Genomic DNA, 18150 nt, shown 5'->3' with positions numbered 1-18150 from the left:
GGAGGCCACCTGACGCTGCGGACAAAGCCGATCAAGCAGCACGCTTGCGGTAGACACCCCCCCCGTTCGACATGTGGCCAAGGCATTCGTATTGACCAAACAGCGCGTCGAAACGCGGGGTGATCTGCGACAACCAGCGCCGCGCCCGCGCAGTGCGGGGATGGCGCCAGTCACTCTCCCAATAAGGTCCATCCTCGCGCTCGGCCATCCACACGGCGACGAGACTGCCGTACATCGACATCCCGAAATCCGCATAGGCGTTGCGCAGCAGAATGCGGTCTTCACGGCCGCGCCATCCTTGCTGGGGTTCCAGCGACGGAAACGCTGCCCTTGCGCGCTCGACAAGGTCATCGCGCAGCCATTCGAGTTCGAAATCCCAGTCGCCGTCATCGTCGATGTCGAGCACCTGAAATGCGACGACCGCACCGGCGGGATAGCTGACAGAACGTCCCATCAATCCTCTCCCCTCAGGCGGCCAGCGCGTCGGCGGCGTCATCGCCGAGCGCATCGCTGATGTCGTCGCCGTCGTCAGCGAGGGTGGTTCGGCCGCCAAGCTTCAGCAGCAGACTGGCCGCCTCCTCTGCACGCGCCGCTGCGGTCAGGATCGCGCGGTCGTCGTCCTTCAGGAGTTTGAGCCAGTGTTCGATGTAGCTGGCATGATTGTCGAGATGCGCCACCGGAAGGCCGAGTTCGGCTCCGAGCATCGCGCTCGACAGCTCGGCGATCAGCTCCTCGGCGGCATAGGCCGCGCTGCCGAAGCGGTTCTTGAGATCGCGGCCCAGACGGCTGTGGTGCCCGGTCCAGTGCGACATCTCGTGTGCGAGCGTCGCGTAGTAGTGGTCGAAGCCCGTGAACAGGCTTGCCGGCGGCATCGTGATCCGGTCGATGCCGGGCTCGTAGTAGGCCTCTGAGCCAGCGTTGCGGAGGTTTGCCGGGATTGCCGCGAAGAACCGGTCGAGGTCGTCCTCGCGGCCCTCCGGCTCAACGAGCTCGAGCGATGCGACGGGACGAAAGTAGGTCGGCAGGCCTTCCACCTGATCGGCATTGAAGACCGGGTAAGATTTGAGCACGCGGCGGGCTTCCTCACTGCGCTCGCCGGTATCCGGTGCCTCGACCTCCTTGGTGTAGCTCTTGTAGAAAATCGCGATCGTCGACTTCTCGCCCTTGCGGACTTGTCCGCCGAGTTCCTGCGCCTGGCGATAGGTCATCCAGAACGGAGAGGCGTAACCGCACATGTCGGCGACCATCCAGAGCCAGAAGCAATTCATGCCACGATAGGGAATCCCGCAGGCCCGCAAGGGCCGCGAGACCGGCACACCGCGCCATGGCTGGACCCAGGGCTTGGTGCCGGCTTCGAGCCGGGCGATGATTTCCTGGGTGATACGTGCGGCGGGCGAAATGGCACTGCGCTCGCGAGAACGGAACTTGGACATGGGGCTTCTCCTGATCGGTATCCCCGTGGGCGCTCCTGCCCACGGCTTCCGCCCTCAGGGGCGCCTCCTCTCCTCTGGCCAAAAAAGAGAAGCCGCCCCTCGGGATGTGCCCGAGGGACGGCTTCGAGGTTCGCGACCATCAGCCTGTCAGGAGGAGGTCAGGCTGCCAGATCGCGGGGGGACTCATCGGCTTGTTGGAGTTCGGGTTCGGCGTCCGGACTAACGCTGAGCGGTTCACCGGACAGCAGTTCGGACGAAGCGACCTGTTCGTCGCCGGCAGCAAGGCTGGGGAACCGCATGACATCGGGCACCCAGGCCAGCGCGCGTTCCCGTTCCGCGACTTCGGCAATCGTCGCTCCGGCAAAGATGCGCTCGGCGCTTGCTGCAAGATCCGCCTTCTTGACCGAGACATAGCGCGCCGCGAGCTCCGCGCCGCCGACTTCGCCCAGCGCCTCGAGAATGACCTGCTTCGGCACGCGGTCGAAGAAGTTTGCCGCCGTCGGCCGCCACCACTGCGCGATGTCGATGCCGATCAACGCGCCGAGATGATCCTGGAACGGGATCCGGCGTTCGCCGCTCATGTTGAGGCTGGCTTCCAGTGATCGGGCGACAACGTGCCCAAGCCAAGCCGCACGGGCCTGGTCACCGAGCGCCCGGAACCGGTCGAAGCGCTCAAGCTGATCGGACCCGGCACGCCAGCTTTCATCCAAGGCCGACCGGAGTTCTGCAAGTGCGCCGGTTGCAGCCGCGTCGGCAGGCTCGAAGCCGACCAGCGGACCACTGGGGACACCGCCACGGATGGTCGATGCGCTGCGCGCCTGCCAGTCGTGGCTGTCGGCATCGGCGAGCGTGAAGACCATGACGTCGAGTGCAAGCGCCGGGTCCGATGCCAGGTGCAGCGCAAGCACGTCGCGGCGCTGCATGGCAAGTTCGTCCACGAGACGCCGCGAGAGCGTCGCGCGGCGCGGTCCCGCATCACCCTCGGAGCTGACCACTTCGATGCCATCGCCATCGCCTTGTGCCGATTGCTCCCGCTCGCCGTAGAAGACCGGCTGCAGCACGGGCGTGCCGTCGCGCGACAGCGTGAGGATCATGCCTGCCGAACCCTTCTGCTCCTCAGGCAGGACCGGCTTGCGACTGCGGATGTCCTGCGTCTCGCGTTCGATCGCCGCGATGGCCGCTTCCGCGGCTTCGACCGCTTCGGGCGCGCTCTGCTCATCCTCGAGGATCGCGGCGTGTTCGTCCCACGAAGCATCGAGCTCTTCCAACCGGGTCATTTCGGCTTCGCTGAGCGGCGCAGGCTCCGCCGGCAGCCGCACCAGACCCTCGACAAGATCATGGCTGGCGTAGGGATCGAGCGTCGGCTTGACCCAGGCCACGCCGTGCTCAGCGGCGAGCGCGCGGGCTTCCTCTTCCATCTTCGCCGCAGCCAGTGTCTCCAACAGGGTAACATCGACCCATGTCTCGGTGTCGGCATCGTCGAAGAGTTCGCGCTCGATCCGGCCGCCCGCCGCAAGGTAGGCGTCGCGTCCGACAAGCTTCGCCCGCGGATCACTGCCGCGCACTGTGCCGGTAAGCACCATCCGCCGGATGCTGTCGGCGTTCGGCGCGTAGTAGGCACCTGACACCTCCGAGAAGACGCGTGCCTGGATCTGTTGGTCCGACGTTGCACCATAGGCCTTGGCCATATCGAGCGTGATCTCACCGGCAGCCAGTGCTTCGAACACCACCGGTGCGAGCGTCGCCAGACGCAGGCGACCTTCGACGAAGCGCACCGTGAGGCCGAAGCGGCGCGCGACCTGTTCGGTCGACGCCCCGCCCTCGACGAGCGCGGCGAAGGCCTGCGCTTCGTCGGCGGGGTTCATGGCGAGACGGTGGAAGTTCTCCGCCAGGCTCGCTTCGGGTGCGGTTTCGTTGTCGGCGCTGAGCACGAGGCACGTGACCTGATGGTCGCGGGGGAGGACCTTGTCATCGACCAGCGCGAGCATTGCGCGGCGGCGGCGCTCACCGGCTTCGACTTCGAACCGGCCCTTGGGCGCGGCTCGAACCACGAGGTTCTGCAGCAAGCCGTGCGCCGCCATGCTGGCCTTGAGTTCGGCATCTGCGGCCGGGTCGCTATGACGGCGGACATTGCGGGGGGAGGCAACTAGCTTGCCGAGAGGAATTGTCTGGAACATCGGTTTCACTCCTGAACTGAGCCGTTCGCGTGCGCCGACCATCGACGCCTGACAGGCTCAATCAGGGCAAAGCCCCCTCCCCTCTTCGATCAAAGCAGAGCGGTCTCAGATTTCTGTTTTGGCCAATGACTATATTGGCGGCCGATCAGGACCGGCGGCTTCGAAAACGCTGCTACCGGGGAAGCCGACATTCGGATGCATCAGGGCGCGCTCCTGGATCCGACCGAGGCTGGGTACAGATGCACCTAGGCGATAGCGGAAAATTCTGGTGGAATGAGTGGCTGGGGCCCATTTTGCCTAAGGCTTTGGCCGCGATCAGGTGTGGATCGCTGCAATGAGTGGCCGAATGGCCATGAACTTGATCATCCCTTTCATGTTGTAGGCCAATTTTCTCGGAGGTGGCCTGGCGAATCTGCACAGGGTGATAAGTGGATATTCTGCCTGACGGTGGCGACTGTGGCCGCATCGCATCGAAGTGTTCAAACTTGAAAACTCAACTCTCGCCAAATCTGCGGCGACCGTCCTTGACTTCACGGTGCTCGGCGGGCAGCCGCCTATATCGATAACGGAAGAAACCACGGGGGCAAATTTATGAAGTTTTTGACGAGCGGACCCGTCGCGTTTCTGTTGCTCACGACTGGTGCGCAAGGCCAGGTCTCGCCAGCGCCTGCGCAAGCCATGACCGTCGCGCCGGTTTCCGACAATGTCCTTCGAACCGGAACAGAAGTTCAGCTGAAGCTGAGTGAGCCGCTTTCGACAAAAGGGAAGAAACTGCGTGTCGGACAGCATTTTCAATTGTCTGTCCTGGAAGCCGTGTCGGTGGGCGGCAATGTTGTGATTCCGGTGGGATCGCCAGCCGTTGGGGAAATCACCGAGGTCCGAAACAAGGGAATGTGGGGCAAGTCCGGCCACCTGACCGCAAGTCTCCTCCACGTAAGCGTGAATGGCCGCCAAATTCGGCTCAACGGTACGTTTGACGATAAGGGCGTTACAGGGACTGCTGGCGTCGTTGCGGCTGTAGCTTTCGTGCCAGTCGTTGGCTTCTTCACCACCGGCACCAGCGCCCAAATCGATGCTGGAACGCAGATCAAGGGTTTCGTCGGCGAGGACGTGCCGTTGGTTTTTGCTGCTGCCCAATCTCCCAAACCGCTTGAAGTGCCGGTTGCAGTTCCGGCCGTTCAAGTGGCTGCCCCGTCAGCCGCTACGCCGACTATCGGCTCTGCCCCAAACCAAAACTAGGGCCAGCGCGAGCACGCAAACCCGACGAAACGACAGGAACCTAAGCAAATGCGTCTAGCCCTTTTCGTAGCAATGAGCCTCACCGCCACTTTCCCCGCTTACGCTGAGACAGCTCCGGCCGGACCGGCAGCTGCCGCTGCAACGGGCGAGTTCGGGGTGCCCGTCTATCCATATGATATCACTGACCGCGCTTACGTCGTTGTCGGCGAGGTCCAGGCGGGCGTGCGCAAGGCCACGGTGTTTTCAAAGTCGCCGTCACAAGAAAAAATCTATCGGGAATTGTGGGAACGCGCCAAGAAGCTCGGGGCAGACGCTGTTATAAAGGCCCAATATGGTGATGCTCATGTCTCTGCCATGAGTTGGGGTAAAACCAATGCAACTGGTGTTGCGATCAAGTTTACTCCTCCAGGCACAACCAGCGGATCACCCCAATCTGCTCCGGCGAATTGACACAAGCCAATGCGCACGACGACCTCTCTGGTTGCCATGCTGGCGCTTTGCCTAGCCGCGTCTACAAAAGCTCAGACTAGTATTTCTTCTCCGGCACCGGCCGAGGCTACTGGTTCCAACGCCGCGCCACGCTGGATCAGAGGCACAGCGATCGAGCTGATGGTACTCAAGGAGGTCAACAGCCGGACTGCGAAGGCTGGAAACAGCGTAATCCTTCGCGTGAACGCGCCGGTTAAGATTGGTGGGGTGATTGTCATCCCGGTCGGCGCGGCAGCTCGCGCTGAGGTCATTGCTGTATCTGGAACCAGCGCAGCTGGCGGCAAAGGCCAGCTTAGCCTTCGATTGAGCAGCGTCGACACCCAATGGGGCTCAGTCAGGTTAGCTGGAACCAAAGGAACCCAAGGTGCGAGCAACACGGGCGGCGTCGTTCTGGGTGTGCTTGGCTTTGGCTTGGCTGGCCTCCTGACTAAGGGCGGCAACGCCACCTTCAAAGGCGGCGAAATCATCACAGGATTCATTGACGAAGGTGTAGATCCTATCGGCGAGCCGCTTCAGGTTCCGACGTCAAACCCACCGCCGCTATCAAACTGAATGGCATAGTCTGTCGATGGCCGTGGACCTCAACGGTCGCCTCGTCCCACTACTGCCGATTCAAAGCAAACAGCAGCAAGCGACCAGAGCCGGTCGCTCAGATCAGCCAACGCGAACGTCTGCTCCTGACAAAAGCTGCCGTTTGGATGTCCGAAGCGGACAGTCGGCAAAGCGCCCCGATTCAAGACGCCCGGCTGCCCCAAGTCAGATCCCAAAAGCCGCCTTTCATTGAGGGTGTTGATTTCCGCTGTGAGTTGACCCGGGATTTGCAGCGGATCCGGCGTATGAGAGAGAGGCCGTTCAGGGAGCGCCGGCCGTCTTTCGATCGTTCCATGAAAACGAATAGCTATTGTCAGGCGGAGAGCCAGACGCCGATCGGAAGATTGGTGTTGGAAAGCTGCGGGGTCTTGGCATGACCGCTCCTACCACCCATGCTGATATCATGCGGCCCGAAGATATGCAGGAAAGGCTGGTGGCAATGGACGAAGGTCTAGGCAGCGATCACGCAATGACAGTGGCAACAAAGCCGGGTCTTGAGGCTGCAAAGTGAGCATCCGGTCTGTCGACACCGGCTATGTGCATGAACTGCTGCGCATGGTGGCGCTGCTTGTCGATGTCACTGCCGCTTGTTTCTACTTCGTCGACAAGGCCAATCGGCCCCACGGGCATATCCTGCACAACCTCGATTATCGCGCCCTTTCGGATTATGTGAACGCCTATCAGGCACTCGATCCATTCCATCCAAGCCGCCTTGCAAGTTACAAGCGCAGCATCGCGACGCTTGAGGATATCTCGCCGGTCTCCGCGCTGACCAGCCAGGCCTATTTTCGGGATTTCATGCACGGCCAGCAGATCGAACATGAAGCCGAAGTCCTGTTTCGCGACCAAGGCGTGCTGGTTGCAGGCATTTCGTTGTTGCGCTCGGGAAAGCGCGGCCCGTTCCTGAAACCAGAACTGACATCATTGTCGAAGGTACATGCGTTTCTCGAATACTCTTTGGTCAAGCTGTATCTGCCGCATGTGCACGCAGACCAGGCGCGGCTGGAAAACGACTTTGGCTTCAGCGAGCGGCAGATCGCCATCGTCCGAATGCTGCGCAATGGCGCCAGCAACGACGAGATCGTGCGCAGTCTCTCGATCAGGTTGCCGACGGTGAAGACCCATTTGCAGAAGATTTATGCCAAGGTAGGCGTAAGTTCCCGGACCGAGCTCGTCGCCAAAATCTATCTCTCCGACCGCCAAGCAAAGGAGTAAAACCATACTTTAGGATGATTCCACAGCCGGTTCGGGCCGACCGATAAGCTGCTTTGACGCCTAGCGAAGGATATGGTCATGGTTGAGGAAACATCGCGCCCCGTTCTGGTGTCCGGCGGCACCATCCTGACCGGCGGGCCCGAATGGAGCAGCGCGGAGGCGCTCGTTGCGCGCGATGGGCGAGTGGTGGCCACGGGCACTCTGGACGAGATGCAAAACCTTGCCGGCAACGATCCCCGGAATATCGATCTTGATGGCGCAACGGCCATGCCAGGCCTGATCGACAGCCACCCGCATGCCATGCATTTCGCCGCCTTTCAGACCGGGCAGGTCGATCTGCTCAATGCTATCGATCATGCCGATATTCTGGCACGCATCCGGGCGAGGTTGCCGATGTTCCCGCCGGGTAGCTGGATCCAGTGCACGCCAGTCGGCGAACCGCATTACTTCATCCGGCGCTGGTACACCGATCTTGCCGAAGGTCGCTTGCCAAACCGCTGGGAGCTTGACCAGGCGAGCAGCGTGCACCCGATCATCATAACCGCCTGGGGACCGCGCACACCCAATATCGTCGCGATGAACAGCCTTGCGTTGATGATGGTCGGAATCGGTTCGATCACGCCCGACAGGGTCTGCGATGTCGAAATCGAGAAGGACGCCGCCGGCATTCCGACCGGCATTCTGCGCGGCGCGGTCAACAATTATTACACGCTCGATCCTTACTGGATGTCGATCAATACCCGTCTGGGCGCGCCGCCGCCCGAACTGTGGGAGATCGGCGGCCTTGTCGGTCAGCAGCAGATGCATGCGCTGGGGGTCACCGCAGGCTATGAAGCGCATGCGATGGAGCGTGATCACGTGCTTGCCTGGCGCGCTCTGCGCGACAAGGGCCAGTTGACGATGCGGGTGCATTGCGCGGTCGACTATGCACTGGTGTTCCAGCCGCAGGTCGATCCGAGCGAGGAGGAGATCCTGGCCCGGCTCGCCAATGCGCTGACGCTGCGCGGCGGCGATGACGACATGTATAGTTTCGAAGGGCTGTCGTACGGCAATGGCGGGCCATGCGCGCCGGGGTTGATGCGCACCACCTTTCCCTATCGTGACCATCTTGGGAGGGAGACCTTTGGCCACCAATTCTTCTCCGATGCGACCGAGCGCCGGATCATCGAATTTTGCCTCGACAATGATGTCCGGCTGAATGTCGTCCAGGGAGGCGACAGGGATCAGGACATGTTTTTCAAGCTGCTGGCCGAGGTGCTGCAGGGCCGCACCCCCAAGGGCCGTGGCTGGGTTTCACAGCACAACATCATCATCCGCGAACAGCATATCCAAAAACTCGCTGAACTCGGCATCGACGTTTCCTCGAGTATCAGTTTCCTGTGGGGCAAGGGCGATCTTTATGCCGAGCGTATCGGGGCACATATCCATGACGACCAGGTGCCGATGAAACGGATGTGGGATCATGGCCTGACGGTCGCCAACGGCACCGATTGGGGACCGAAGAATGTCTTCGAGCACATCGCGCTTCAGGAAAGCTGCCGGTTTTGCGGTAGCAACCACAGCGTCGCGCACTTGCCCGGCCACGGCCTCACCCGCCAGCAATCGCTCAGCGGCTGGACGGCCAATGGTGCCAAAGTGATGGGGCGCAGCGACATCGGCGCGCTGCGGCCGGGGATGCACTTCGACATGACCATCGCCGACCGCAACCCGTTGACCGCGAGACTTGAAGATCTGCCGGGGACCCAGGTTCTGCAAACCATCGTTGGCGGCCGAACGGCGCATTCCGCAGGTGCCCTGGCAACTCTATAACGCAGCTGTTCAGGCGGCAAAAATTCCCGGACGCCGGCCGGACCAAGGCCGGGATACCTCCAGCTCTGCGGCAATCGACAGCAAAAGCGCCTCGCCGCCAAGGTCGGCCGCCAACTGGATGCCGATTGGCAGGCCGGCGCTGCTCTGGTGCAACGGTACCGAAATTGCTGGGCCGCCCGTTACATTGAACAGCGATGTGAAACCGACATAGCCGAACAGTTCGGGGCCCCATTCAGCGAGACTGCGGCCAGCAAGGACGACGGCGGGTGTCCCGATACGCGGGGTCAACCGCGGCACCACTGGCGAGAGCAGAAGATCGAACCCGCCCATTTGCGCGGCAATGTTCTGCCGCACCACATTGAGCGCCGCGTAAGCGCCGAAGATTTCCGTCGCCGAGAGCGACTTGCCGTGGTGATAGGCCTGCAGATTGGCAGACTCGATCATCGTCTTATTGATGGGGCGGCCGGTCGCCGCCGCAACGCTGTCGATGATGAATGCAATGCCGCCACACCAGATGGCCATGGTCGCCCAGACGTAATTGGACCAAGGCACACCGAACGCCAATTCGATCCGTTCGACGCCATGGCCAAGCGCCGCCAGATGATCAGCCGTATCCCGCAGCGCGGCGGCGATGTCGGGATCGATTGCACTGCCATCGAAGGACTGTTCGACAACGCCGATGCGCATGCGCCGATGGGGCGGTCGCACTGCTTCGACAAAGGGCACGTCCGGGCCGGCGATGCCATAGGGATCACCGGGGCACTGACCGTGCGAGATATCGAGCAACAATGCGGCATCGCGCACGGTTCGTGTTACGACATGATCCACGCCCAACCCGCCAACCGCCTCGGCCATGCCTGGCCCGACGGAGATCCGTCCGCGCGATGTTTTCAGGCCGACAAGGCCGCAGAATGCCGCCGGAATCCTGATCGATCCGCCGCCGTCATTGGCATGGGCGGCCGGAACGGCGCCGGCTGCAACCGCCGCCGCCGAACCGCCGCTGGAACCGCCCGGTGTGAACAGCGGATTCCACGGATTGCGCGCCGGCCCATAGAGCAGAGGCTCGGTGGTCGCACTGAAACCGAATTCGGGAGATTTGGTGCGGCCAAGAATGACAAGCCCGGCGCCAAGATAGCGATTGACGAGGTGCGAGTTGGTTTCGGGCACATACCCCTGGCACAGGCGGCTGCCGGCCTCGGATTTCATACCGGCCAATGCTGGCCCCAGATCCTTGATCAGGAACGGCACGCCAGCGAGCAGCCCGTCGCCTGCCGGGTTCGGCACTTCGGCCGCGACATCGAGCACGGCTTCGATCTTCGGATTGACAGCGGCAATCGCCGCAAGCGCGGCCGCGCCGACTTCGGCTGCCGAAACCGCGCCCGAGCGAATCAGCGCTGCGAGGCCCGTTGCATCCTGGCTGGTGTATTCGTCGATCTGCACGGGCGTCTCCTATTCAAGTGCCGAAAGATTTTCCGGCAGCAGTGCGCCGCCATCGACGATGATCGTCTGACCGGTCACAAACGCAGCAGCATCTGACGCCAGATACTGCATCGCGAAAGCGATCTCTTCGGGCCGGCCAAGACGGCGCAGCGGAATGGCACGGGCCATGCCGGCGACAGCGTCGGCATCACCCAGTGCGTCGATCGCATCCGTATGGATCAGTCCTGGTTCAACGCCGTTTACGGTGATGCCTTCACGCGCATACTCCATCGCGGCGGCGCGGATGAAGCCATTGAGTCCGGACTTGGAGGCCGCATAATGGGCCAGCCCCGGGAGGGCCACGCGCGGGCCGGTGACCGACGAAGTGACCAGAATGCGCGGCGCCGGTGATTTGCGCAGATGCGGCAATGCCGCTGCCGTCAGCCAGAACGCGGCCTTCAAATTGACCGCCAGCGTCTCGTCGAGCATGTCTTCACTGAGCTCGGCTATCGGACACATCGGATAGACAGCAGCGTTGTGCAGGACAATGTCGATGCGGCCAAAGCGCGACAGCGCCGCATCGACCAGCAAGGCTGCGGTCTCACGCTTTGCGACATCACAGACAATCAGGCTGGCGTTGCCGCCTTTTGCGGTGATTTCGTCAACTGTCGCCTGGCCATTTGCTTCGGTTCGTGTGCCGACAACGATGGACGCACCCGCCGCCGCAAAGACCATGGCAATGGCGCGGCCAATGCCCTTGCCGGCGCCGGTGATGATCGCAACACGCCCGGCGAGACTGAACGCCTGAGCGGAGCCGGCGAGGGGAGCGATGATCGTCATCGGTCATTTGCTAATCGGCACTGCTCGCTGCCGACATCGTCCGAAAGGATGATAGCAACGAATCCGCGATCTAATAGCTTTGGTACCAGACGCGAGGATCCGCAAAAGGAGTGACAATGGCCCTGTCAGCAGTGGCATGAACGCTGCCTTGGCCGCCACGCTCGAGGCCGAAACCGCTGGGCACGGCATCTCGTTACTGGCGCTGACCTTGATTGCTACGAAGTGATCTTTGACGCGCTCATCACCGAACTTCAAACCTGAGGATTAAACATCGATGCCGTTCATCCGCAACCTCTGGTACGTCGCCGCCTGGAGCAACGAACTTGGCGAAGTGCCGATTGGCCGTACCATTCTGGGTGAGCCGATTGTGTTGTTCCGGACGGCCGACGGGACCGCAGCAGCCATGGAAGACCGTTGTCCGCATCGCCATGCGCCGCTGTCGCTCGGCCGTGTCGAGGGGGATTTCCTGCGCTGCATGTATCATGGCATGCGTTTTGCTGCCGACGGCAGTTGCGACAAGGCACCCGGCACAACGACGACCCCCGCAGGATGCCGCACGCGCAGCTTTCCGATTGCCGAAAAATCAAGCTGGATCTGGGTATGGATGGGCGATGCGGCACTGGCCGATCCGGAACGCATCCCCACTGGCTTCGGGCTCGATAGCCCCGAATGGGCTCTGCGCGAAGGTGTGCTCGACTACGCCGCCAATTACGAGCTGATCAACGACAACCTCTGCGATCTGTCGCACCTCGATTTCGTTCACGAGAAGACACTTGGCTACGCGACAGGCGCCAAATGGATGCCGGTGCAACCGCGAGTCACCAGTGTCGAGGACGGACTCACCGTCGAACGCTGGTTTTGCGACCACCTCTTGTCGCCGATGGCGCCCGACCGGGTCGATTCCTGGAACATGTATGAATATCTGTTGCCAGGCGTATTTCTGATGACGACCCATGCCTTTCCTGTCGGCACCGCGGCGGCGTGCAATTTTGAACGCAGCACCGCAATGCCGGTCTATCGCCGCGTTGAACAACAGGCGGTGACCCCCATCGATGAGCGCCAGACGCGCTATTTTTATGCCTCTGGCGTCGATGCGCGGATTGCCAGCCCGGAATTCCTCGATGGCCTGATGGTCGTGATCAACGCTGCCTTTGCCGAAGACCGCGCCATGATCGAAGCCCAGCAACGCATCTGGGACCGGACGCCGGCAGACCTGCAAAAGGTATTCATGCCGCATGACAAGGCGCCGGCGCTGTTCCGGCGACTTGTCGCCCGTCGGCTGGCCGCCGAAGCACTGGATTCCCGATCAACCAGAGAGGAGGACGATGCCGCATGCTGAATCCGTCGATCGGATGGCTGGCCCGGTACAGTTCTGGCAATTGCGCCCGGGTTTTCTGAAGGTCGCCGAACATACCGGGCCAAGAGCCCTTAACGACCTCAAGCCGGCGACCGGCACGCTCGACATAGATGGCCGCTTACCTTCATGGCGGACCCGAAAACTGCCAGTCCGAAACCGGCCCAGCTTAAGTCGTTCTGCAATGCTGGTCGGCGGGCGCTGAACGACGACTTCTGACAAGAGCTGCCGTTCGACATGCCGCATACGAACGGCGGAAATGTCCCAAACCCGGTCGATCAATGGCGCTCAATGCTCGCCACAACCTCAGCAGCACCCTCCAGCGGAACGAACAGACGCGTCTGGAACCGGATAATGTCCGTGAAGCAGCCCTGCGCCTTGTACCAGTCGAGCCGGCTTGCCGACCAACCGGTCAGTTCAAGCCGCTGCGCGCCGTTGACGAGGCTCCGTTTGAGCAGAAGCGTCTCCCTCGCCTTGACCGGCATGGTACGGCCACTCGTAAGAACCGCCGCAATGAGGCTCTCAGGTGCAATCTCGGGTGCGGCATCAAGACCGAGCGCGTTGCATATCTCGCCGACGGCATGCAGTGGGACCTCGCGGCCCAGCAGCGAGCGGCCATCGCTTGCGGAGATGCGGCTCACCCGAACATAGTCAGTTGGCAGCTTATCCCAGACCGGGAGTAGCAGGCCCGTAGCCAGATGCAGGCGTTCGCGCTTGAGCGAGGACAGAGCTTCGTCGACTTCGCTTTGCCATGCACCGCGGAAAGCGGGCTCATCGACCGGCTCCCAGCTGCTCTCTGCAAGTTGATCGTCGGACAGGTATCCACGCTTCAACGGGCGCACCAGTTCGTGGCGCGTGATGCGGCTCCCGTCATCGGCAAGCAGGCTGCGCGCTGGCACCACCAACGCCGCCCTGCCCGAGCGCGTGTTACGCAGGAACCGATGGCGATGGCCCGATGCTGCTTCCAGCTGAACGAGCCGCTCCAGCGTTAGCGGTTTGAGCGCGCGGGCGATCTCGAGTTCAAGCAGGTGCGTCGTGGCCCCGGACACATTGTCGGTCCTGAGGAGAGTGTCAGACACGACCTCGAAGCTCTCGACCGCGATGGTCTCGAGCCCGAGATCGAGCGTGCCGGCGGCGCGGGCCGCGTCGATCCTCGCTTCGACAAGGCCGAGGAATTCGTCGAAGATCCCGTTCTGGAGTCCGATCGGCAAGGCAAGGATGCGGTTGAGCCAGCGCTGGATTGTCGGCAAGTCGTCGACCATGCCGCCGTCGGGACTTTCGATCTTGAGACCAGTCAGGTCCTGGAAACGGGCGAGGCCCACGGCCTCGAGCTTGCCCTGGAACAGCAGGCCGAACCAGCGGTTGAGCGCATCCTTCGCGTATACGCTTTCGAGATTGTCGGCGGGGTCAAACAAGTTCTGCCCGCCGGTCTGGCGCTGGCCGCGTGTGAGCGCACCAAGGCTGTCGAGGCGCCGGGCGATGGTCGAGATAAAGCGGCGCTCGCCGCGAACATCTGTGGTCACGGGGCGGAACAACGGGGCTGAGGCCTGATTGGTGCGGTTCGTGCGGCCAAGGCCTTGAATGGCCGCATCGGCCCGCCAGCCTGGTTCGAGCAGAAAGTGGACGCGGCGGGCCTGGTTCTTGGCGGCAAGATCGGCGTGATAGCTGCGCCCCGTGCCGCCGGCATCCGAGAACACGAGAATACGCTTGTCGCCGTCCATAAACGCCTGGGTCTCGGCAAGGTTGGCGCGCGGGGTGCGGGACTGCAACTTCTGGCGCCCGTCAGATCCGACGACGAGCCGCTTGGTGCGGCCAGTGACTTCAGCGACTTTGTCGGTGCCAAAGCGTTCGATGATGGCATCGAGCGCGGTGGCGATCGGCGGCAGCGCGCAGAGCTGCTCGACCATCCGCTCGCGCGCGGCGAGCGCTGACTGGCACAGCACGGGTGCGCCGTGTTCGTCGCTCATCGGCTCGGAGCGCGGATTGCCGTTCTCGTCGGTGAAGACAGCCATCAGCCGCACGGGGAAGCTCTTCATCAGGTAGTCAACCACGTATTCACGGGGCGACAGGTCGATCTCCAACTCTTCGCGTTCTTCATCGGACAGATCGGCGAGGCGGCGGTCAAGCATGGCCTCGGCCGTCGAGACCAACTGCACGACGACTGCGTGGTTTTCCTGCAGCGCCGCGTCGATTGCCGGGAGCAGACTCGGCAGCTTCAGCGACAGCAGTAGCTGCGCGAAGAAGCGTTGCTTGGTGCCTTCGAAGACCGAGAGCGCGGCCGATTTTGCTCCGCTGTTGAGCGTCCCTCCGGTTTCACAATCGACAATGCGTGTGGCCTCGAGCGCCTCGCGCAGATTGGCGTGGATGATCGCCCAGGCATCGGCATAGGCATCGTAGACCGCGATTTGATCTGCGCTGAGGTGATGCTCGAGGATCTCGTATTCGACACCCGCGAATGAGATAGCCCTCGCAGTGTAGAGCCCGAGCGCTTTCAGATCGCGGGCGACGAGTTCCATCGCGGCAATGCCGCCTGCGCGGATGTCGGTGACGAACTCCTCGCGGGTGGCAAAGGCCGTTTCCGGTCCCCAGAGGCCGAGACGTGTGGCGTAAGCGAGATTGTTCACGTCCGACGCACCGGTGGCCGAAGCATAGAGGACGCGTGCTCGCGGCAGCAGGTTCTGGAGGCGTACGCCAGCGACACCTTGTTCCGAGCCCTTCGTTTTGCCTCGCGAGCCTTCGCCGCCCGCAGCGTTGGCCATGGCGTGGGCTTCATCGAAGACAATAACGCCGTCGAAGTCTTCGCCCGCCCAAGCGAGGATCTGATCGAACCGGGTGGCGTCCGCACGTCCCGAGCGAAGCGTCGGATAGGTCACGAACAGGATGCCCTCCTGCATCGTGACAGGGCTGCCGAGCTTCCAGGTCGCGAGTGGCTGGATATCGATCGCCAAGCCGCCAAGCGCCGACCAGTCGCGGCGTGCGTCTTCGAGCAGCGCCTCATTCTTGGATATCCAGATATGGCGGCGCCCGCCCTGCACCCAGCGATCGAGAATGACGCTGGCGACCTGACGCCCTTTGCCAGCGCCAGTCCCGTCACCCAGGAAATAACCCATGCGGTACGCCTTGCCTTCGGCGCTGGCCTTGATCGTGCAGCCTTTGTCCTCGGGCGCAAACAGGCCGGGCAAGTCCCGCGCGTGAGCGCTGACGGCGTAGACAAGAGTCTCGATCTGCGCTGCCGAGAGCAGCCCGCGCGCTACAACCCCGCCGGGCAGCTTCGGCACTATCGTGGGCACTGGCGCTGTGATCGAGCCCATAGCGACTGATTCAACCAGAGGCGTGGGGTGTTGAGCAGCCCCCGCAATCTCGATCCGACTGGGCCGGTAGGGCAAATAGTGACCGACCTGCTCAGGCGTCGGGGCCGGCACATCGAGCGCTTTGTAGGTTACCGGCGCGGCCGCTCCACTTGCTGCAGGAGACTTCGCCACCACTCGCAATGGACGAAGCCCCGGGCGCAGCCGCGGCAGGCCCTTGAGAGGGAAAAGCGGCGTTGCCGCTACAGCTGGGGTTGTGGCGCGAGCTGGGACCGCATCCACCAGAGCACAGAGCTCTGCAAAGTCCGAGGTCCGAGCGATGACCGGTTCGCTGGCCGCATCGACCTTGTCGAGCACCAGCAGCCGCGTGGTGATCGAGGTGCCCTGGGCAACGAACCCGCGCTCGATGGCGACGTTGAGGCGGAGCGCCGCTGGGCCGGTCATGCGGCGCAAAAACCGGCCGATGTCGAACCACTCGGGCATGATCGCGGTGAGCCGCCCACCAGAGGCAAGGCGGTTCCATGCTGAACGCAGGTGCCGCGCGCACGTGCGGCCGTCGTGACCGCGTTCTGCGCCCATGGAATAGGGCGGGTTCATCAGGACTACCGCTGGCCGAGGCGCCGCGCCCAAGAGGTCGTCGATCAGTTCTGCGTCGTGGCCCGTAATGCTGGCCGCTGGAAACAGGCGACCGAGACAATCCCGCCGCAGCGCGGAGATCTCGTTGAGTGCAAGCTTTGCTCCCGCCTTGTCCGCCCAGAGGGCCAGCATTCCGGTTCCGGCGGAAGGCTCGAGGACCAGATCTCCGCGTTCGACGCCACAGGCTCGTGCCGCCAGCCAGGCAAGACGTGGTGGGGTTGCGAACTGCTGTAGCTCGATCTGCTCGTCGCTGCGCGTGGTCTGACGCGGCACCAAGACATCAAGAAGGCCGAAGAATTCTGCAGCTGCGATGGGATCGGCACGCAGATCAAGTGTCGTCTGATCCTGCAGCCATACGACTTGCGCCAGTTCGAGCGCTGCATGCGCGTCGCGCACAGACCAGCGGCCAGCTGCATCGCTGCCACCAAAATACGCGGACAGCTCACCATTGAGGGTAGGGCGTGTGATGGCCTCGGATCGGGTAAACCGAGCTGCAAGGGCATGCGCGACTGACAGCACAAGGGGCTGCCCACCAAACGGCAAGGCGAGAACGGGGAAAGTGGACATGCGAAACCTCCTGACGAGACCAGCGCCATGCAGGGCTCAAAAGGCCCCAAGCCACCTTTCCTCTCTGCGACGCTCAAACCGTCGCGCGCAATCGCCGCATAAGCACGTCATTCCAGTCCTCGTCAGCACGCTCAGGGCGCTGGGTTACGATCCGCCGATCCATTTGGGCATAGGCTTCACGAGCGCGTTCTTCTGCGAGCAGGCCGCCAGCATCGTTGTCGACGAACAGAATGAGTTCGCGCACCGACTCCGGGATCGTGACCAGTCCGAAACGCTCGTTGCCCAGAGTCGCCCAGCAAGGAATTCCGAAAAGTTGCATTGCTGAAAGCGCGCTTTCGGCACCTTCGGCGAGGCCGAGGCGCGCCGTTCGCGGGAACGCCAGGCGCACCGCGCCAGAACCGAGACTGCCCAGTGCTCGCTTGGGCTGGTCGAACTTTGCAAGACCGTCGCCATCGGGGTTGAGGAAGGTGCGGTGCAGCGCCAAGATTCCGGCATCATTGCGCACCGCCGCCACCATCGCCGGAAGGAACTGCACGGAGCCCTTGGGGCCAAGCGGCATACGCGGATGAAAGCGCAGCTCGGACGATGCGACCGTGATACCTCTTGCCGAGAGGTAGCGAGCGGCCGAGCTGCCCGTAAGGGGTGAGGCCTCGAGCCATAGCCTGAGTGCGTTGCGGTCGGCGATTTCGTGACGCGGCTTGGCTGCGATCGGGCCGCCCGAACCGTCGAACAGGTCCGAAATCCGCACCCCAAGCTTGGCCATGCTCTGTATGACGGCCTCATTGGTGCAGCCAGCAAAGCAATGAACCAGGATCGCGCGCTTACCAAGCGTGATGCTGAGTGATGGGGTACGATCAGCGTGGGCCGGGCAGCAACACATACCGCGCGAACGGGACCACTTCCCACTCAGTGCCTCGACGATCATGCGAGCGCGGACTTCGAGCGTTTCGCGACTGTGAACTTGGGGCATGGGACATCTCCATTCTGGCATGCCTCCACCCGCGCAGCCTCCGCTCTGCGCTGCCATCAATGCGTTTTCCTACACATCTTGTTCTTTATATGTTCCAGACCGA

The 18150-nt window shown here is 62.6% G+C and carries 14 protein-coding genes; 7 read left to right on the top strand and 7 right to left on the bottom strand.

The annotated features are described in order from the left end of the window. Nucleotides 1-31: 31 nt before the first annotated feature. The 3 genes from WCL10_RS09610 to WCL10_RS09600 all read right to left on the bottom strand — a co-directional run bounded on the left by WCL10_RS09610 (nt 32) and on the right by WCL10_RS09600 (nt 3610). Nucleotides 32-454, bottom strand: a complete 423-nt coding sequence (locus WCL10_RS09610) for a hypothetical protein (RefSeq protein WP_336895406.1) — start codon at nt 452-454, stop codon at nt 32-34. A 13-nt stretch (nt 455-467) separates the two neighbouring features. Continuing rightward, nucleotides 468-1433 (bottom strand): zincin-like metallopeptidase domain-containing protein, encoded by a 966-nt coding sequence (locus WCL10_RS09605; RefSeq protein ID WP_336895405.1) that lies wholly within the window; start codon nt 1431-1433, stop codon nt 468-470. 158 nt (nt 1434-1591) lie between these two features. Continuing rightward, nucleotides 1592-3610, bottom strand: coding sequence for a ParB/RepB/Spo0J family partition protein (locus tag WCL10_RS09600; protein ID WP_336895404.1), 2019 nt, complete (start codon nt 3608-3610; stop codon nt 1592-1594). A gap of 678 nt (nt 3611-4288) precedes the next feature. Between WCL10_RS09600 and WCL10_RS09595 the strand changes: the two genes are divergently transcribed. The 6 genes from WCL10_RS09595 to WCL10_RS09570 all read left to right on the top strand — a co-directional run bounded on the left by WCL10_RS09595 (nt 4289) and on the right by WCL10_RS09570 (nt 8953). Further along, a complete protein-coding gene (locus WCL10_RS09595) occupies nt 4289-4849 on the top strand; it encodes a hypothetical protein (protein ID WP_336895418.1) in 561 nt (186 codons plus the stop codon). A gap of 72 nt (nt 4850-4921) precedes the next feature. Next, nucleotides 4922-5299, top strand: a complete 378-nt coding sequence (locus WCL10_RS09590) for a hypothetical protein (protein WP_336895403.1) — start codon at nt 4922-4924, stop codon at nt 5297-5299. Between the two features lie 9 nt (nt 5300-5308). Further along, the gene (locus WCL10_RS09585; protein WP_336895402.1) at nt 5309-5890 is read left to right on the top strand and encodes a hypothetical protein; all 582 of its coding nucleotides are present in this window, start codon (nt 5309-5311) and stop codon (nt 5888-5890) included. 412 nt (nt 5891-6302) lie between these two features. Continuing rightward, nucleotides 6303-6440 (top strand): hypothetical protein, encoded by a 138-nt coding sequence (locus tag WCL10_RS09580; RefSeq protein WP_336895401.1) that lies wholly within the window; start codon nt 6303-6305, stop codon nt 6438-6440. Then, nucleotides 6437-7144, top strand: a complete 708-nt coding sequence (locus WCL10_RS09575) for a helix-turn-helix transcriptional regulator (protein WP_336895400.1) — start codon at nt 6437-6439, stop codon at nt 7142-7144. Before WCL10_RS09580 ends, WCL10_RS09575 begins: the two co-directional genes overlap by 4 nt. 72 nt (nt 7145-7216) lie before the next feature. Continuing rightward, on the top strand, nt 7217-8953 hold the full coding sequence (locus WCL10_RS09570) for an amidohydrolase family protein (protein WP_336895399.1): 1737 nt from the start codon (nt 7217-7219) through the stop codon (nt 8951-8953). A gap of 9 nt (nt 8954-8962) precedes the next feature. Here WCL10_RS09570 and WCL10_RS09565 read toward each other — a convergent pair whose 3' ends face one another. Together WCL10_RS09565 and WCL10_RS09560 are read right to left on the bottom strand one after the other, a co-directional pair. Then, nucleotides 8963-10393 carry an amidase family protein gene (locus WCL10_RS09565; protein WP_336895398.1) on the bottom strand — a complete coding sequence of 477 codons (1431 nt, stop codon included), beginning with the start codon at nt 10391-10393 and terminating at the stop codon, nt 8963-8965. Between the two features lie 9 nt (nt 10394-10402). Then, entirely contained in the window at nt 10403-11212 is an 810-nt protein-coding gene (locus tag WCL10_RS09560) for an SDR family oxidoreductase (RefSeq protein ID WP_336895397.1), read from the bottom strand. A gap of 274 nt (nt 11213-11486) precedes the next feature. On the opposite strand from WCL10_RS09560, the gene WCL10_RS09555 reads away from it, so the two are divergent. Next, complete coding sequence (locus tag WCL10_RS09555; protein WP_336895396.1) at nt 11487-12551, top strand: aromatic ring-hydroxylating dioxygenase subunit alpha; 1065 nt, start codon at nt 11487-11489, stop codon at nt 12549-12551. A 293-nt stretch (nt 12552-12844) separates the two neighbouring features. Here WCL10_RS09555 and WCL10_RS09550 read toward each other — a convergent pair whose 3' ends face one another. Beyond that, on the bottom strand, nt 12845-17077 hold the full coding sequence (locus tag WCL10_RS09550) for a strawberry notch family protein (protein WP_336895395.1): 4233 nt from the start codon (nt 17075-17077) through the stop codon (nt 12845-12847). Between the two features lie 73 nt (nt 17078-17150). Then, the gene (locus WCL10_RS09545; RefSeq protein WP_336895417.1) at nt 17151-18047 is read right to left on the bottom strand and encodes a toprim domain-containing protein; all 897 of its coding nucleotides are present in this window, start codon (nt 18045-18047) and stop codon (nt 17151-17153) included. Between the last annotated feature and the right edge of the window lie 103 nt (nt 18048-18150).

Source organism: Novosphingobium sp. (assembly GCF_037133355.1).
Taxonomy (GTDB): Bacteria; Pseudomonadota; Alphaproteobacteria; order Sphingomonadales; family Sphingomonadaceae; genus Novosphingobium.
The sequence above is the reverse complement of the archived record's forward strand: the minus strand, read 5'-3'. Positions and strand labels throughout refer to the sequence as shown.

Excerpts from the sequence above, each read along its gene's own strand:
- WCL10_RS09610 (WP_336895406.1), bottom strand. The coding sequence starts at position 454 with ATGGGACGTTCTGTCAGCTATCCCGCCGGTGCGGTCGTCGCATTTCAG.
- WCL10_RS09605 (WP_336895405.1), bottom strand. The coding sequence starts at position 1,433 with ATGTCCAAGTTCCGTTCTCGCGAGCGCAGTGCCATTTCGCCCGCCGCA.
- WCL10_RS09600 (WP_336895404.1), bottom strand. The coding sequence starts at position 3,610 with ATGTTCCAGACAATTCCTCTCGGCAAGCTAGTTGCCTCCCCCCGCAAT.
- WCL10_RS09595 (WP_336895418.1), top strand. The coding sequence starts at position 4,289 with ATGACCGTCGCGCCGGTTTCCGACAATGTCCTTCGAACCGGAACAGAA.
- WCL10_RS09590 (WP_336895403.1), top strand. The coding sequence starts at position 4,922 with ATGAGCCTCACCGCCACTTTCCCCGCTTACGCTGAGACAGCTCCGGCC.
- WCL10_RS09585 (WP_336895402.1), top strand. The coding sequence starts at position 5,309 with ATGCGCACGACGACCTCTCTGGTTGCCATGCTGGCGCTTTGCCTAGCC.
- WCL10_RS09580 (WP_336895401.1), top strand. The coding sequence starts at position 6,303 with ATGACCGCTCCTACCACCCATGCTGATATCATGCGGCCCGAAGATATG.
- WCL10_RS09570 (WP_336895399.1), top strand. The coding sequence starts at position 7,217 with ATGGTCATGGTTGAGGAAACATCGCGCCCCGTTCTGGTGTCCGGCGGC.
- WCL10_RS09560 (WP_336895397.1), bottom strand. The coding sequence starts at position 11,212 with ATGACGATCATCGCTCCCCTCGCCGGCTCCGCTCAGGCGTTCAGTCTC.
- WCL10_RS09555 (WP_336895396.1), top strand. The coding sequence starts at position 11,487 with ATGCCGTTCATCCGCAACCTCTGGTACGTCGCCGCCTGGAGCAACGAA.
- WCL10_RS09550 (WP_336895395.1), bottom strand. The coding sequence starts at position 17,077 with ATGTCCACTTTCCCCGTTCTCGCCTTGCCGTTTGGTGGGCAGCCCCTT.
- WCL10_RS09545 (WP_336895417.1), bottom strand. The coding sequence starts at position 18,047 with ATGCCCCAAGTTCACAGTCGCGAAACGCTCGAAGTCCGCGCTCGCATG.